The sequence below is a fragment of the Delftia sp. UME58 genome (assembly GCF_014170385.1).
Lineage (GTDB): Bacteria > Pseudomonadota > Gammaproteobacteria > Burkholderiales > Burkholderiaceae_C > Comamonas > Comamonas acidovorans.
Genome location: NZ_LZZV01000013.1, coordinates 376254 through 390010 on the forward strand (window position 1 = coordinate 376254; position 13757 = coordinate 390010).

Below are 13757 nucleotides of genomic sequence, written 5' to 3' on the forward strand. Positions count from 1 at the left end.
CTGCGCGCATTCCTCGCGGGACAAATTCTTTTCGCTTCCAGGCGCTCCACTGCGTTGCGCCCGCAAGCGGTGCAGCCAGCCCGTCCCCCGCCGGTCGGATCACAACAGGACGCGATGGGCGCGAACCCTGTTCAACCGAAAGGAAATTCATCATGGCAAACATCGGCACCTTCACCGCAGAGAAAGACGGCTTCACCGGCACGCTTCGCACCCTGACCCTCAACGTCAAGGCCAAACTGATTCCCAACGACAAAGGCGAGAACGAAAGCGCCCCGGACTTCCGCCTTCAGGCGGCCGGCCACGACTTCGGCGCGGCGTGGAAGAAAACCAGCGAGGCCGGGCGTGATTACCTGTCGGTGGCCATCGACGATCCTTCGTTCCCGGCGACGATCTATGCCCGCCTGATCGAAGGCGAGAACGGCACGCACGACCTGATCTGGTCGCGCAGCAAACCCAAGGCGGCCTGACGACCGCCCACCGCGCCCCGCCCATTGCGGCGGGGTGCGTCAGTTACCAACGCCAACGCATACGTTCGGCGTAGAGTTTGAAATTTGCAATGAATAATTGCAAAAACCTCTCGCTGCTCTTGGCGAAGCCCGCTTCAAACAGTCCAGCGATTCGGGATGGCTCCTCAAGCTCTTGCAGCAGCGTACGCGCGACGGCGCTATTCCATCCACTACGCCCTACGGGCATCCATGCCAGAACATCGCGTCTCGTGGCAGCAGATGCAGCAGATTTTTCCAGTTCTGCTTCATCATTCTCATGGAATGCGGCAAGTGATCCCATTAATTCAAAGCGTTCGAACAGCAGCTCAAAATTCGCATCAGCGCCAGTAAAGCTCTTGCGCCAGGACGTCATCACTTCCAGAAGATGATCGCTCAGTGGCGTCTTGCGATTATCAAAACCTTCGAGTTGCTGCCAAATTTGTTGCTCACTGCCTGCCCACGACCAGAGGAATAGTGTTGAGACAACTCGCTGTGGTTCGCGATTTTCCGAGGCGAGTACGGATAAGAACAGCTTGAGTAGCGTGTCCCATCGTTCAGCTTTGGTCAGCCCAATCCCATAGGCTGTGAGGATCAAAACAGCGGGATAGGAACGAAGATTTAGCAGGTAAGTCAGGCCGCTGCCGATCCTTCCAGCGTGGTGATACAGGCCTCGAAGCACGTCCAGCACCACATCAAAGTCCTTGCCGTCGCCCCATCGCCCAAGGACGCCAGCCATACGAGCCAGTGGCTCGGTTACGGACTCATACTGCTGGACTCTAGCGCGGAAATTTTCCTGACTCCACTGGCCCTGCGCAGAAAATGTTTCGCTGTCTAATTGAACAAGTAGTCGATCAGTTTCTTGAGCGAAAAGCTCATCCAACTGAATGCGATGCTCAGGCTTGGCTAGATAGCGTTTAGCACTGCTGACCAGCAAATCTACGCTTAGAGGGTTCTGACGCTGGCTTTGTTCAAGGGTCTCGACTCGCTGTTGAAGAAGTTGGAAGAACTCATCGGCACCATTGATCGGAATGGCCTTTGCCGCCCTGTGTGTCGCCAACTCTTGCGCGCCTGGTCCTAGTATTCCGCGTGCGGCCCAATAGACCGGATAGCGCCTGTTGGGCGCGCGAAGGAATGCTGCACGCAAGGCATGATCCCATTCGCCCGACCAGCCGCAGATGATCAGACCATGCTCGTCAAAGATGCGATCCAGCAGCCGGTTGTAGGCGTCGGGATAGGCGCTCAACTCCTGATCGGTATTCAGGATACGGGCATCCTTGTAGTCACCGTGCAGTTTGAGCAAATAGCAGCGGCTGTGGGTCAAAGGTTCGGCACCAGCGAGCGCATCCGCAGAAGCAACAACCGTTGGTTCAATCCCTTGTTCCCGGAGAGCGTTCTCCATAAGCCGGTCGAAATTGGTGGTGACAATGACTCGCACATACCCAGCTCGAACCAACTGCGCAATAGCGTGGTGTGCTTTGGTTGGCGTTTTCCGACCTTCCTCGCGATCCTGCTCATCTGGCTCGATGTAGCGATGTAGGATCGCTCTGCGCTCGTCCGGCGAACTAGCGATTTCTTCCAACAGTACGGAATAGTTCGGTTCCTGGCCTGTCTTTTCGCGATACCACTTCGCCCAGTCTGATTGCGCTGGAGTGCCTTGGGCCTCAGCTACACGGCGCACCAAGTCCAGCGTGATTTCCCAACCTGTAGGAATTTCTGCGGAGCGAGACAGGCCCGACCCCAGTAGAACAGCGAAGACGCCTTTGTTCTCATATAAGGAAAACGCAAGTTGGGTAATGGGGTCGTTCTGGAGCAGCGTCATTGATCTTCAGTCTTGGTCAAGATAGTGCCGGGTTGGCCGAATCGGCTTTCGGCCTCGGCCATCAGCACTGTCGTGCTGCATTCGAGTGCGCCTGCGATCTTGAAGATGAGCGACAGCGTGGGCTGGTGCTCGCCACGCTCGACCTTGCCCATATGGGAGCGCTCGACGCCCGCCAGGTTGGCCAGCGTCTCCTGCGCGATACCGCGCTCCGTGCGCAGCGCACGCACCGCCGCGCCGAAGGCCTGGGCCAGTTCGGCGTCAAAGGTAGTAGTGCCGGCCGGTCGGCCACGCTGGACGGTACGCTTCTGCATAGACAGAAGCGTCGATCTACAGCACAATTAAAACCACGTTATATTTAACTCATTCATTCGTTTCACCTGTTTTGTGTCTTTACTGAAATCCGCATCGGCGGCTTTCTTTAAAAGCGGGGAACCTGATTCGTGCCTTTCCTGACTTCCGCACATGCGCCTGTGTGTCTTTACGCTTCTGGGGAAGTGTGGGCTTGCACATCTGCGCTTGCGTGAGAAGGCAGGCAAGCGGCTATGCGGATTCGGCTATTGGCAGGAACACAGCCATGACGACGCTCATCACCGACGACGACCGCACACGCCTGCTGGCCAACGGCCAAGCACGTGCCGCCGGGCAAGACACCGATCCGCTACCCGTGGTGCGCCTATTCACCCCGGATGCGCATTTGACCTGGCTGCTGGCCTCGCTTAATCCCGCAGATGGTGACACCGCTCATGGCTTGATCGACCTGGGGCTGGGCATGCCTGCCCTGGGTACGGTGAAGCTGTCCGACCTGACATCCATTGTCGGCCCGCGCAAGCAGCCCGTGATGCGTGATCGCTACTTCCTGCCGACGCGGCGGCTGTCGGAATATCTGCGGCTGGCCAAAGAAAACGGTGCAATCCCGGATTGAACAGCCACGGCCAAGCCGGGCGCATTCAGTCTATTTTTGTCTGATCTGTGACCTGTACGGTCTGAATCGGCACTCTTTCACCGAAGCGGTGCGAGTCTGCTGCAAACAGTCATGATCTTTGGCGCGGGCTGCGGCACGGTATCCGATGCCGCGCACCATTTTCGGGTTGCGCGGTCGTCGCATTCGGACGAACCACGCAACGCTTCGGAGCCAATCGGTCTTGACACTGCCAGTTTACCCAGCCATCCATGACGGTTTGCCGATGACGCCGTAGTTTGCCTTCTTCACGCCCGTGGCGACGTTCCTGCTGTCCGACAGGAGGTTGCGTCATGGCTGACCCGAGCGCCGAACACCACGAGCACTGGTATCCAACCGCCGCGTATCTTTACACGCTGCATCTCGATGGCCCAGCCCTGGCCTGGGAGTACCTGCGCCGCAATCCTGATTACCGGCTCGACTGGCTGCGCCGTCGTGGCAGGCCGGATGCGGCGCAGCGCTGGGGGCTACGCCTGCTGGAAGACCCGGCGCTGGATGCGCGGGACGCGCATCCGGCCTGGTTTCCCGATCACGATGCCGTGGTGCAGCTCTACCCAGACGCCGACCCGCCACCCGATGCGGTGGTGTTCGAGTTCTGGCGCATTCCAGGCACCAAACACCTGATTCACGACGGCAAGCGCCTGGTACTGGTGGCGCGATGGCCGGGGTGCTGCTTGCGCTTCGCGCTCGCACCCGGCCTGGTCGATGGCACGGCTTACGCCTATGCCATCCGTGCCTGCGCGGTGCCATGCATCCGCTACCACGCGCTGATCGCCCAATTGAACACGTTGGCCGGATTGCCGGAGGTCGCTGCACCCGTAGTGACGACTCGGCCACGCCCATCGGCGGCTGCGCTGTTGGAGTTGCACACCCTGCAGGCGCTCGATGCGACCCTGGTGGGTGCATCCTTGCGCGAGGTGGCCGAAGGCTTGTTCGGTGTGGATGCCGTCGCGGCTGACTGGCACAAGGACAGCGCCTTGCGCGCCCGCGTGCGGCGGCTGGTGCGCCGTGGTGAGGCGCTGATGCGCGGCGGCTATCGCCGCCTGGCACAGCTTCCGCTGCTGCCGTTGTAGCAGGGGGACGTTTCGCGTCCCTCGCAGATCGTCCCTTAGCAAGCAGCCTCGCTTTCTCGAAAGTGCCTCTATCCGGCCGCGTGGTGCGGCCGGGCTTGATGGAGGTTCATCCCATGCGACCTGCTCCCTTGCGACCTGCTCCCTTGCGGCCTGCCGCCGCTGCTGCCGCTGCGCCTGCGCAGCCCCAACGCTACCTGACCAACGACGAAGCCGCCGAGTACCTGCGCCTTTCGCCGCGCACGCTGGAGAAACAGCGCGTGGTCGGCGGCGGCCCGAAGTTCCGCAAGTTCGGCCGGCGCGTCATGTACGCGGTGTCCGACCTCGATGCCTGGGCCGACCAGCGCAGCTACGAGGCGACGTCCGACCCGGAATATGCCGAACGCCACGCGGGCGACTACCGTGACGGCCGCTGATCGCTGGCGCGTGGGTGGCCGTCGCCATGTCCAGCCCGCCAGGGCAAGCCTTGCCGCAGCGCGAACAGCTCGACCTGTTCCGCGCGCTGCCGGGCGACATGGCACCCCGCGACAGCCAGGACTTGATGGCCTTTCCGTTCTTCTCGCTCTCCAAGTCGCGGCGCATCGCGCCGATCGACTTCCGCGCCGGCGGCATCACCATCCGCGTGGAAGGCACGCAAGAGCATGGCATAGCGACCATTTGGGATGCGGACGTTTTGATATGGGCCGCCTCGCAGATCGTGGAGGCGCGCGACGCGGGCATCCGCCCGTCGCGCTGGATACGCGCCACCCCCTACGAGATCCTGCGCTTCATCGGACGCAGCACGTCGCTCAACGACTACCTGCGGCTGAAAGCCGCGCTCGACCGGCTGCAATCGACCACGGTGGCCACGTCCATCCGCGAAACCACGGGAAGGCGATTGCATCGCTTCTCGTGGATCAACGAGTGGAAGGAACTGGCCGATGCCAGCGGCGTTCCGCTGGGCATCGAACTGATCCTGCCGGACTGGTTCTATGCGGGCGTGCTCGATGCCGCCCTGGTGCTGACCATCGACCCGGCCTATTTCCGCTTGAAGGGCGGCATCGAACGCTGGCTGTACCGCCTGGTGCGCAAGCACGGCGGCAAGCAGCCGGGCGGCTGGCAATTCGACTTCCGGCACCTGCACCGCAAGTCGGGCAGCGCTGCGCGCTTCTCCGACTTCGCCTACGACCTGCGCGTCCTGGTGGCGCGGCAGTCGCTGCCCGGCTACGTCCTGGGCATCGAGCGGATGCCGGACGACGGGATGGAGCTGCTGACGTTCCGGCCCGTGCTGCACACGGCACGGGGATAACTCGGGAAAAAGGTGTGGACGGCCTCGTGCTATCAGGAGTAACGGGTATCGTGCTATCGGGAGTACGCCTATCGTGCTATCAGGAGTACGAAAACACCGGAAAGCCAATAACGGCGCGGGTTTGCCGCCCCTCTAACTTCCCTAACAAGAAATACATAACTTTTAGTAGAAGCGCGCCGTTTCGGTGGATAACCACCAAACGGCACGGCGAACAGCGTTTTGCGCGACAGGCAAAGCCCGGCTTCCCAGCAGGGAGGGCCGCGCCATGATCCTCGCTCTGCTCAACCAGAAAGGCGGTGTCGGCAAGACGACGCTCGCCACGCACATCGCGGGCGAACTGGCGCTGCGCGGCCAGCATGTCGTCCTGCTCGATGCAGACCCGCAGGGTTCCTCGCTGGACTGGACGCAGCGCAGAAGCCAGCAGGGCTTGCCACGGCTGTTCAGCGCCGTGGGCCTCGCCCGCGAAACGCTGCATCAGGAAGCTCCAGAACTCGCCAGGCGGGCCGATCACGTCGTCATCGACGGGCCACCGCGCATCGCCGCCTTGGCGCGCTCCGCGCTGCTGGCGGCCGAGCGCGTGCTGATCCCGGTGCAGCCCAGCCCCTACGACGTGTGGGCCAGCGCCGAGATGGTGGCGTTGATCCGCGAGGCGCAGGTGTTCCGGCCTGCGCTGCGCGGGGCCTTCGTCATCAACCGGCGCGTCAGCACCACCATCATCGGCCGCGAGGCGCGGCAATCGCTCGCAGAACAGCCGCTGCCCGCGCTGCGCTCGGAAGTGCATCAGCGCATCGTGTTCGCCGACAGCGTGGCCGCTGGCCGGCTCGCACGCGAGACGGCGCCCGACAGCGCCGCCGCCCGCGAAATCACCGCCCTGGTGGACGAACTGCTGCGGTGGCCGACATGACAGCGCAGCAGCCACCCAACGGCAAACGCACGGGCAAGCGCGTCGGCATCGGCGCACGTCCGCCCGCGAATCCACACGCCGAGGCGTGGATTCGCCAGGGCGACGCCGATGCGCTGGGCAAAGGCGACCTCTACACGGCCCGCCTCACGCTTGACATCACGCCCGCCATGCGGGCGCGCATCAAGGTGTCGGCCTTCACGCAAGGCGTGACCGTGGCCGACCTGCTGCGCGGTCTGCTGGAGCAGGAGTTTCCACCGGAGAACACACCATGACCGCATCCGCTTTGGCTGCCGCGAACGCGGCACCGGCTGCGCTGCCGCTGCATCCCGTAGCACTCGCCGGACAGGCCGGCAACGTGCCGCTGACGCGCGTTTCGCTGGCCTATCTCGAACACCGCTTCAAGCTCTACCTGCGCTTCGGCGAACCCGCACGCACGCTGCGCCTGGACGACTGGCGACGCTGCGCGGTGTTCCTGCCGGGCGCGATGTTCTGCCGCATCCGCTGGCAGGCCAACGACTACGGCACGATCCGCTGGCAGCTCATGGTGATGCAGGCTTGCACACCGCTGGACGCGGCGCAGCGCATCCCCGGTGTGCAGCCGGGCGCGCGCCTGCTACTGCACGCCGGAGGCGATGCCAACGTGCGCGTCGTGCTGGAGCGCATCGACGCCATCGAGGCGCTGGGCATCGCCGCCATCGACGTGTCGCCCGCGTACTGGCGCACGCTGGGCAACCGTCTTGCGGCTCGCCTTGCGCTGCCCGAATACACCGCCGAGCGGCACACCGCCTGGCTGGCTGGGAAGGTGCTGCCATGACGGCCCCAACCACCACGGTCAACGCGCCCGCCGTACCGCCGCGTCCTCGCTCACGCCTGCGCGCTCGCATCGTGCTGGCGACACTGGCCGCCATCGGCTTCGCTGCGCTGGCCTGGGCGGCTTTCGTGTCGCCGCTGCCGCGTCTGACCTACAACCCGTCCGACAGCGTGGCGGTCGGCTGGTATCGCATCGACCCGTTCGACCCGCGCACCGCCTCGCTGCCACGTCCCTTGCCCGTGGACAGCATCGTGCTGGTGCCGCTGCCGGCCACGGCTGCCACGCTCGCTGCGCAGCGCGGCTACCTGCCGACGCGCGTGCCGCTGCTCAAACGTGTGGGCGCGGTGGCGCCGCAACACGTCTGCATCGTCGCCGGTCAGGTGCGCATCGACGGCGTGCCTTCGGCCGCCGTGCTGCCTGCTGATCGGCTGGGCCGGCCGCTGCCATCCTGGCCGCAATGCCGGCAGCTTCGCCCTGGCGAACTTTTCCTGCTCAGTGTGACCAATCCGGCGTCCTTCGACAGTCGGTATTTCGGTCCGGTCAGCGCATCCGCCGTGATCGGCATTGCGCGCCCGATCTGGCTGGAGACACACCCATGATGGCTACCGATTCGCTGCGCTCCGGCGTGCCATCGGGCATGTCGTTCTCGCTGCTGTTGCCGTGTCGTCGCGCCTTCCGTGCGGGTGCCGATCCTGCGAATTGGGCACCGCACGTCGCGCAGCATCCGGCGCAGCCGTCCCATGTGCAGGCGTCTTGCCTCGAACGCGCCCGGCCTATGGCCGTCGCCGCGTCAGCCGGCGCGCTGGCTGCTCACGCAGCAGCGCCGCCGGGCCGCCGCTGCCCGGAGCGCCAGCGAGGGGCAAAGGCGGAAGGCAAGACAAAAGGACGCAGCACCGGGCCGCGTCGAAAGCCTGTCTGCACATGGGGGTGGCACGGCACGGAGCGGCTTTGCCGCCGTGCCGTGTTCGGCGCGAAGGTCGCGCCAATGCAGGCATGTCCGCGTGCTTCGCACGACAGGACACGCCAGAGCTTGCAGGGAGAGCAGCCATGACCGACCGCCGCGACGACGATTTCCGCGTGCGCCCCAGCGCACCGAAGAACCGGGGCAAGGGCCAGGGCCAGAGCTTCGTTTCCAAGGTGCTCAAGCAGGCTGGCAAGGCCAGCGGCGGCAAGTCCTCGATGCGCCATTCCGCAGCCGGCGGCAGCGGCGCACGCGCCGGCCAGCGCCCCGGTTCAAGGCTTGGGCGCGGCCACACGGCGGCGCGTTTCGCGGGCGCGAAGCTGACGCCCATGTCGCGGCGCGTGACCATCAAGACCCTGCTGGTCAACCAGCGCAATGCCAGCCTGCAATCGCTCGCCAAGCATTTGCGCTACATCGAGCGCGACGGCGCCGGCCGCGATGGCGAACCGGGCCGGGCCTACGGGCCGCAGACCGACGAAGCCGACCTCGATGCCTTCAAGGAGCGGGCCGCCGACGACCGGCACCATTTCCGCTTCATCGTCTCGCCCGAGGACGGGGCCGAGCTGGACGACCTGCGCACCTACACCCGGCATCTGGTGAACCGGATGGAAGCCGATCTGGGGACGCGGCTGGATTGGGTGGCGGTGGATCACTGGAACACCGACAACCCGCACACCCACCTGATCGTGCTCGGGCGCGACGACACCGGAAAAGACCTCATCATCGCCGGCGACTACATCGCCCACGGCTTCCGCCATCGGGCCGCCGAGCTGGCGACCGAATGGCTGGGGCCGCGCACCGAGCTGGAGATCCAGCAGACCTTGCAGCGCGAGGTGGAACAGGAGCGGTGGACAAGCTTGGATCGCACGCTGCAACGTGAAGCCGGCGAGGACGGCCGGGTGCAGATCGAGCGTTTCAACGAATCCCGGCTGCAACGCCGGAGCCTGCTGCTGATCGGCCGCCTGCAACGCTTGCAGCGCATGGGTTTGGCCGACGAGACGCAGCCCGGCACCTGGGCCGTCCATGTGGACGCGGAGAAGACCTTGCGCGCCCTGGGCGAGCGCGGCGACATCATCCGCACCATGCAGCGGGCGATGAGCGGCCAGCCACGCGAACTGGAGGTATTCGAGCCGGGCAAGGATGGCCGCACTGTCATCGGTCGCGTGGCCGGCAAGGGGTTGGCCGACGAGCTGCACGACCGCGGCTATCTGGTCATCGACGGTGTGGACGGCAAGGCCCACTACGTCGCCTTGAACGCCCGCGACGAGCTGGCGAACTATCCCGCCGGTGCGGTGGTGGAAGTGCGTGGTTCCGCCGACGTGCGGGCGGCCGACAAGAACGTCGCTGGGCTGGCGAGCGGTGGCCTGTATCGCGCCGACCATCACCTTGCCATCGAGCAAAGCCGAGCCATGCCCGGCCGCGACCCGCAGGAGGTCGTCGCAGCCCATGTTCACCGGCTGGAAGCCCTGCGCCGTGCCGGCATCGTGGAGCGAGTGGCCGATGGCTTATGGAAAGTGCCGGACGACCTGGCCGAGCGTGGCCGCCAGTACGATGCGCAGCGCCTGGGCGGTGTCGCCGTGGAACTCAAATCGTACCTGCCGATTGAGCGGCAGGCGTGCGTGATCGGCGCGACCTGGCTGGATCAGCAGTTGATCAGCGGCGGCAAGGGATTGGGCGATCTGGGCTTTGGCGGCGAGGTGAAGAACACCCTGCAACAGCGCGGGGAGTTCCTCGCTGAGCAGGGGCTGGCCGAGCGGCGCGGGCAGCGCGTGATCCTCGCCCGTAACCTGTTGGGCACGCTGCGCAATCGGGAACTGGCGCAGGCTGCAAAGGACATTGCCGCCGATACCGGTTTGGAGCATCGGCCCGTCGCCGACGGTCAGCGTGTGGCCGGCATCTACCGGCGCTCGGTCATGCTTGCCAGCGGTCGCTACGCGATGCTCGATGACGGCATGGGGTTCAGCTTGGTGCCCTGGCGGCCGGTGATCGAACAGCGACTGGGGCAGCAACTCGCCGCGACGGTGCGCGGCGGTGGCGTGTCTTGGAACTTGGGCCGCAGCCCGAGTGTTTTGTAGAGCTGAACGTCAGTTTTTTGGTCGCCCGATTGTTCCAAGGTGAGTGAATCGGAAGCCGTTCTCGTACTTCAATCCATATCCAAGTGAGCGATCAAAGCCAATATGAGCGATCCAGATGATTCCTGATGAAACTGCCAATGGCTGAGAGAGATACACGCCTGCTGCTACGCAAAGCAAAGCGCCAACGTAAGAGTGAGCAGTGTTGTATAGCACCGCACCGATCCGAGCACCCACGATATAGCCGAGCAAAGACAAATCCGGGAGAAGGAAGCAAAGTGCAAATAATCCCCAGCCCGAACCAAACTCAGAATATGCAAATAAACTGAGCAAAAAAACCGTCAACCCTTCAATTCTCAATAGATCTTTGATGCCACCTGATACTGAGCCTTTTTCCATCACAAAATTATCCTTTTAATCAAAATAAGCCAAAAATGCACCAGCACACCCCACCAGGGCCATATTGACTACCACAACGACAAGAGCGAAGCGCACCAGACGTTGTTCTTCTGGATTATTGATTTTTGCCAAGCCAGCAATCGTAGCAATCATGGGTAAAGAACCCAGTGCTGCATGGCCGGCCGCACTGTTCAGTGTGGCTGCCATGCTGGGAAGTAGCGATGCTGGAAGGTCTGCGATGGCTGGCATCATGAGAACGTTGCCACCCACGTTTGACCCTGTGAGGTAGCCACCGATCCCCCCAAGTATGGCGCCCAGGAATGGCAGCAACTCACTATCCATGGCAGAGAGCCTGTCGCGCACACCTGAAAGAAAACCGGCCTTCACCATGACTTGTGACATGAACAAGAAACACAGAATCGTCAGTAACGGGCGCCGCGCTCGCTGGGATACCGATTGCCAGAACGTCTGAAACCTGAGGCGTTCATCTCGTCGAGCAAGCAGAACTAAGCACACGAGTAGTATCGGGACTCCCGGAGACGCCAGTGGTTTCCATGCAATGCTTGCCCCTTGTACCACCAGCCATATGTCAGCCTGAGTTACAACAACAAGTATCTTGAGTGCGATAACGCAGAAGAATAGCAGCATGTAAGGCCAAGCTGCTGCCGGCCAATGAATTGCGGAGGGCATTTTTGGACATGACTTCAGCAGCCCCACCAGCACGACAGCGAAACCTGCACTTACCCCCGCGATTTCCGGACCAAGCCAAGCCGAGGCGACATACAAAACCGACACAAACAGCAGCGCTATGGTCAGCATTGAGATATAGGCGGTCAGTTTGCGATAACCCGCAATCCAGGTAGCCGCCAAAGCCAAACCAACAAACACCGGCGCACTTGTGATTGCTGTTTGACTGGCCAATTCCGTTGGTGCCGCATCCAGCAGTGTGGCTCCTACCACCGTTGCCAGCCCCAAGGTTCCCCAGGGCATGATGACCATTCCAGCCAATGCAATGCGCAGTGCTTTGTCACGGTCAAAAAGTGCCAGCAATACAGGAATGACGGCAATCAGTGAAACACCGAATCCCGTCATGGATTCCAGCAAAGGGGCAAGCCCCAGCACGATGAAGCCCAACTGCTGAACGCCTTGCAGCTTTAGGTTGCTTACCCATGTGCTCAGCGCCTGGGTTGCGCCCGTACGCTCAATCAGGACGACCAACATCATTCCGGGGGCTAGTACGAACGCCACGCTGGCAAACAGAATCAGCGTGTCTTGAGCGATCCATTGCGAGAGTTCGCGTGAGAGCGGGTGCCCGGCGCCAAGGAGCATAAGTGCAACGGCAAGGGTGGCACCGACAAGAGCCGCCCTGACAGGCGGTTGTTTGAATACAAGAATCGCAGAGAGAACCAACAGAACAGGGGAGATATGAAGTAACGAAAGCATTGGGGCTACGAGGGCTGGCGCAATAACTCGATCATTTGACACCTTGACCTGAATACCTGCCAGCGACTTATACTGATCCTCTCCATAAGTCTATCTAATCAAGAGCGGGTCATCTGTCATGAGACGCCTTCCCCCACTAACCGCATTGCGTGCTTTCGAGGCTGCAGCGAGGCACATGAGTTTTACCCGTGCGGCGGCGGAACTGTGCGTAACCCAGGCAGCCATCAGCCAGCAGGTACGGCAACTGGAAGAGTGGTTGGGTTCAGCGCTGTTCTTGCGTGCGGGACATGCGCTGCGCCTGACCGACAAGGGCCAGGCTTGGCTGCCGGAACTGACAGCCATGTTGGATCGGCTGTCCTTCGTCAGCAGTTCACTGCGTGAACGCGATGATGGGCCTTTGCGCATCACGGTGTTGCCGTCTTTCGCCACTTGCTGGCTGGTACCGCGTCTGGGCGCTTTTAGGGAAATGCACCCTGACATTGAGGTGAAGCTGACCAGCTCGGTCGAACTATGGGACGTGTCTGATGACCGCTTCGATGTAGGCATCCGCTCGGGGCTCGGACGTTGGCGAGGGCTGAAAGCTGATTTGATTGCGCGGGAAATGCTGTCACCGCTTTGCAGCCCCTCATTGCAGGCATCGGATCGTCCGTTGATGGAACCCGCAGACCTGCTTGCGAAATGTCTTTTGCACGACACCCCTAAGGACGCATGGCCTTACTGGTTTGCTCATGTGGGAGTCATGAATCCGAACGCTGGCAGCGGCCCCAAATTCGATGATCACAGCCATGTCCTTCAAGCGGCCATTGACGGTCAAGGTGTCGCACTCGGAAAGCTGCTGTTGGCTGGCGATGCACTTCGGGCAGGCCGTCTCGTTCAGCCTTTTTCGATTACCCAGCCTAACGATTACAGCTATTGGCTTGTATATCCTGCATCCGCTGTCTCCAGCAGGCCTGATGTAGCCGTGTTCCGTGCATGGTTGCTGAACGAAGCAAAGCGGTGTTCGAAAGAAATTGAGATTTAGGGCTTATGGGAAATTGGACTAGCGATACTGTCTGCTTCCAGATCGAGCAGCATGTTATGGGCATCGTTGAACTCCATCTCACTAAAAACGAAGATGCCAGATATTCTCAGCAACGTAGCCGTTACACCTTGCCCCGCAACCAGATGCCCCTTAAACGAGCCATCATAGACTTGGTGAGAGCCGCATGAAGGGCTGCCTTCTTTCAGTACAGCTATGTGAATCTCGTGTAAGCGCGCTATGCGAAGTGCATTTTGTGCGCCAACAATAAACGGGTGAGAAACATCAGCTCCGGATGAGTCCACAACGCTCGTTTGTCTTTGGAGAACTTTTTCTCCGCCCTCACCGGACGCTATTTCCGCCGGTAGACGTGGAACAGGCATGCCTCCTGATAACTCTGGACAGATGGAGATCACCCTGTTCTCTGCAACCCACTGTTGAAGAATCGGGTGGCGAGATTGCTTGTGAGAACCGTCGTAGCGCACCTGCTCGCCCAGCAAGCACGCACTGACCAGAATCCGCTGCATGT

At 62.0% G+C, this 13757-nt stretch carries 16 protein-coding genes; 11 read left to right on the forward strand and 5 right to left on the reverse strand.

The genetic code is table 11. The features are described from left to right. Positions 1-152: 152 nt before the first annotated feature. Positions 153-467 (forward strand): DUF736 domain-containing protein, encoded by a 315-nt coding sequence (locus A9976_RS05185; RefSeq protein WP_183018099.1) that lies wholly within the window; start codon positions 153-155, stop codon positions 465-467. A 43-nt stretch (positions 468-510) separates the two neighbouring features. Here A9976_RS05185 and A9976_RS05190 read toward each other — a convergent pair whose 3' ends face one another. Together A9976_RS05190 and A9976_RS05195 are read right to left on the reverse strand one after the other, a co-directional pair. Then, positions 511-2304, reverse strand: a complete 1794-nt coding sequence (locus A9976_RS05190; protein WP_183018100.1) for an SIR2 family protein — start codon at positions 2302-2304, stop codon at positions 511-513. Then, on the reverse strand, positions 2301-2615 hold the full coding sequence (locus A9976_RS05195; protein ID WP_183018101.1) for a helix-turn-helix domain-containing protein: 315 nt from the start codon (positions 2613-2615) through the stop codon (positions 2301-2303). The genes A9976_RS05190 and A9976_RS05195 overlap by 4 nt, the downstream gene beginning before the upstream one ends. 263 nt (positions 2616-2878) lie before the next feature. On the opposite strand from A9976_RS05195, the gene A9976_RS05200 reads away from it, so the two are divergent. From A9976_RS05200 to A9976_RS05240, 9 genes are all read left to right on the forward strand, one after another. Then, entirely contained in the window at positions 2879-3226 is a 348-nt protein-coding gene (locus A9976_RS05200) for a DUF2958 domain-containing protein (protein WP_183018102.1), read from the forward strand. Positions 3227-3555: 329 nt separating this feature from the next. After that, positions 3556-4335, forward strand: a complete 780-nt coding sequence (locus A9976_RS05205) for a DUF2285 domain-containing protein (protein ID WP_183018103.1) — start codon at positions 3556-3558, stop codon at positions 4333-4335. Between the two features lie 128 nt (positions 4336-4463). Continuing rightward, positions 4464-4748 carry a helix-turn-helix domain-containing protein gene (locus A9976_RS05210; RefSeq protein ID WP_183018174.1) on the forward strand — a complete coding sequence of 95 codons (285 nt, stop codon included), beginning with the start codon at positions 4464-4466 and terminating at the stop codon, positions 4746-4748. A gap of 26 nt (positions 4749-4774) precedes the next feature. Continuing rightward, positions 4775-5620, forward strand: a complete 846-nt coding sequence (locus tag A9976_RS05215; RefSeq protein ID WP_011793857.1) for a replication initiator protein A — start codon at positions 4775-4777, stop codon at positions 5618-5620. 265 nt (positions 5621-5885) lie between these two features. Continuing rightward, positions 5886-6524, forward strand: coding sequence for a ParA family partition ATPase (parA, locus tag A9976_RS05220; protein WP_183018104.1), 639 nt, complete (start codon positions 5886-5888; stop codon positions 6522-6524). Continuing rightward, a complete protein-coding gene (locus A9976_RS05225) occupies positions 6521-6796 on the forward strand; it encodes a chromosome partitioning protein ParB (RefSeq protein WP_183018105.1) in 276 nt (91 codons plus the stop codon). Before parA ends, A9976_RS05225 begins: the two co-directional genes overlap by 4 nt. Further along, positions 6793-7338 carry a DUF2840 domain-containing protein gene (locus A9976_RS05230; protein WP_183018106.1) on the forward strand — a complete coding sequence of 182 codons (546 nt, stop codon included), beginning with the start codon at positions 6793-6795 and terminating at the stop codon, positions 7336-7338. Before A9976_RS05225 ends, A9976_RS05230 begins: the two co-directional genes overlap by 4 nt. After that, positions 7335-7934, forward strand: coding sequence for a S26 family signal peptidase (locus tag A9976_RS05235; protein ID WP_183018107.1), 600 nt, complete (start codon positions 7335-7337; stop codon positions 7932-7934). The genes A9976_RS05230 and A9976_RS05235 overlap by 4 nt, the downstream gene beginning before the upstream one ends. A 448-nt stretch (positions 7935-8382) precedes the next feature. After that, on the forward strand, positions 8383-10371 hold the full coding sequence (locus A9976_RS05240; RefSeq protein ID WP_183018108.1) for a relaxase/mobilization nuclease and DUF3363 domain-containing protein: 1989 nt from the start codon (positions 8383-8385) through the stop codon (positions 10369-10371). Positions 10372-10380: 9 nt separating this feature from the next. Here the strand turns inward: A9976_RS05240 and A9976_RS05245 are convergent, their stop codons facing one another. Beyond that, positions 10381-10767 carry a DUF4260 domain-containing protein gene (locus A9976_RS05245; protein WP_183018109.1) on the reverse strand — a complete coding sequence of 129 codons (387 nt, stop codon included), beginning with the start codon at positions 10765-10767 and terminating at the stop codon, positions 10381-10383. 15 nt (positions 10768-10782) lie between these two features. Further along, entirely contained in the window at positions 10783-12210 is a 1428-nt protein-coding gene (locus A9976_RS05250; protein WP_183018110.1) for an L-lactate permease, read from the reverse strand. Positions 12211-12328: 118 nt separating this feature from the next. On the opposite strand from A9976_RS05250, the gene gcvA reads away from it, so the two are divergent. Beyond that, positions 12329-13231, forward strand: coding sequence for a transcriptional regulator GcvA (gene gcvA, locus A9976_RS05255; protein WP_068639606.1), 903 nt, complete (start codon positions 12329-12331; stop codon positions 13229-13231). Here the strand turns inward: gcvA and A9976_RS05260 are convergent. Further along, on the reverse strand, positions 13228-13755 hold the full coding sequence (locus A9976_RS05260; RefSeq protein WP_083953792.1) for a DUF523 domain-containing protein: 528 nt from the start codon (positions 13753-13755) through the stop codon (positions 13228-13230). The genes gcvA and A9976_RS05260 overlap by 4 nt on opposite strands. Positions 13756-13757: the final 2 nt, after the last annotated feature.

Bases quoted from the DNA above. Each gene is read 5' to 3' on its own strand.
- A9976_RS05185 (WP_183018099.1), top strand. From the start codon at position 153: ATGGCAAACATCGGCACCTTCACCGCAGAGAAAGACGGCTTCACCGGC.
- A9976_RS05190 (WP_183018100.1), bottom strand. From the start codon at position 2,304: ATGACGCTGCTCCAGAACGACCCCATTACCCAACTTGCGTTTTCCTTA.
- A9976_RS05195 (WP_183018101.1), bottom strand. From the start codon at position 2,615: ATGCAGAAGCGTACCGTCCAGCGTGGCCGACCGGCCGGCACTACTACC.
- A9976_RS05200 (WP_183018102.1), top strand. From the start codon at position 2,879: ATGACGACGCTCATCACCGACGACGACCGCACACGCCTGCTGGCCAAC.
- A9976_RS05205 (WP_183018103.1), top strand. From the start codon at position 3,556: ATGGCTGACCCGAGCGCCGAACACCACGAGCACTGGTATCCAACCGCC.
- A9976_RS05215 (WP_011793857.1), top strand. From the start codon at position 4,775: ATGTCCAGCCCGCCAGGGCAAGCCTTGCCGCAGCGCGAACAGCTCGAC.
- parA (WP_183018104.1), top strand. From the start codon at position 5,886: ATGATCCTCGCTCTGCTCAACCAGAAAGGCGGTGTCGGCAAGACGACG.
- A9976_RS05225 (WP_183018105.1), top strand. From the start codon at position 6,521: ATGACAGCGCAGCAGCCACCCAACGGCAAACGCACGGGCAAGCGCGTC.
- A9976_RS05230 (WP_183018106.1), top strand. From the start codon at position 6,793: ATGACCGCATCCGCTTTGGCTGCCGCGAACGCGGCACCGGCTGCGCTG.
- A9976_RS05235 (WP_183018107.1), top strand. From the start codon at position 7,335: ATGACGGCCCCAACCACCACGGTCAACGCGCCCGCCGTACCGCCGCGT.
- A9976_RS05240 (WP_183018108.1), top strand. From the start codon at position 8,383: ATGACCGACCGCCGCGACGACGATTTCCGCGTGCGCCCCAGCGCACCG.
- A9976_RS05245 (WP_183018109.1), bottom strand. From the start codon at position 10,767: ATGGAAAAAGGCTCAGTATCAGGTGGCATCAAAGATCTATTGAGAATT.
- A9976_RS05250 (WP_183018110.1), bottom strand. From the start codon at position 12,210: ATGCTTTCGTTACTTCATATCTCCCCTGTTCTGTTGGTTCTCTCTGCG.
- gcvA (WP_068639606.1), top strand. From the start codon at position 12,329: ATGAGACGCCTTCCCCCACTAACCGCATTGCGTGCTTTCGAGGCTGCA.
- A9976_RS05260 (WP_083953792.1), bottom strand. From the start codon at position 13,755: ATGCAGCGGATTCTGGTCAGTGCGTGCTTGCTGGGCGAGCAGGTGCGC.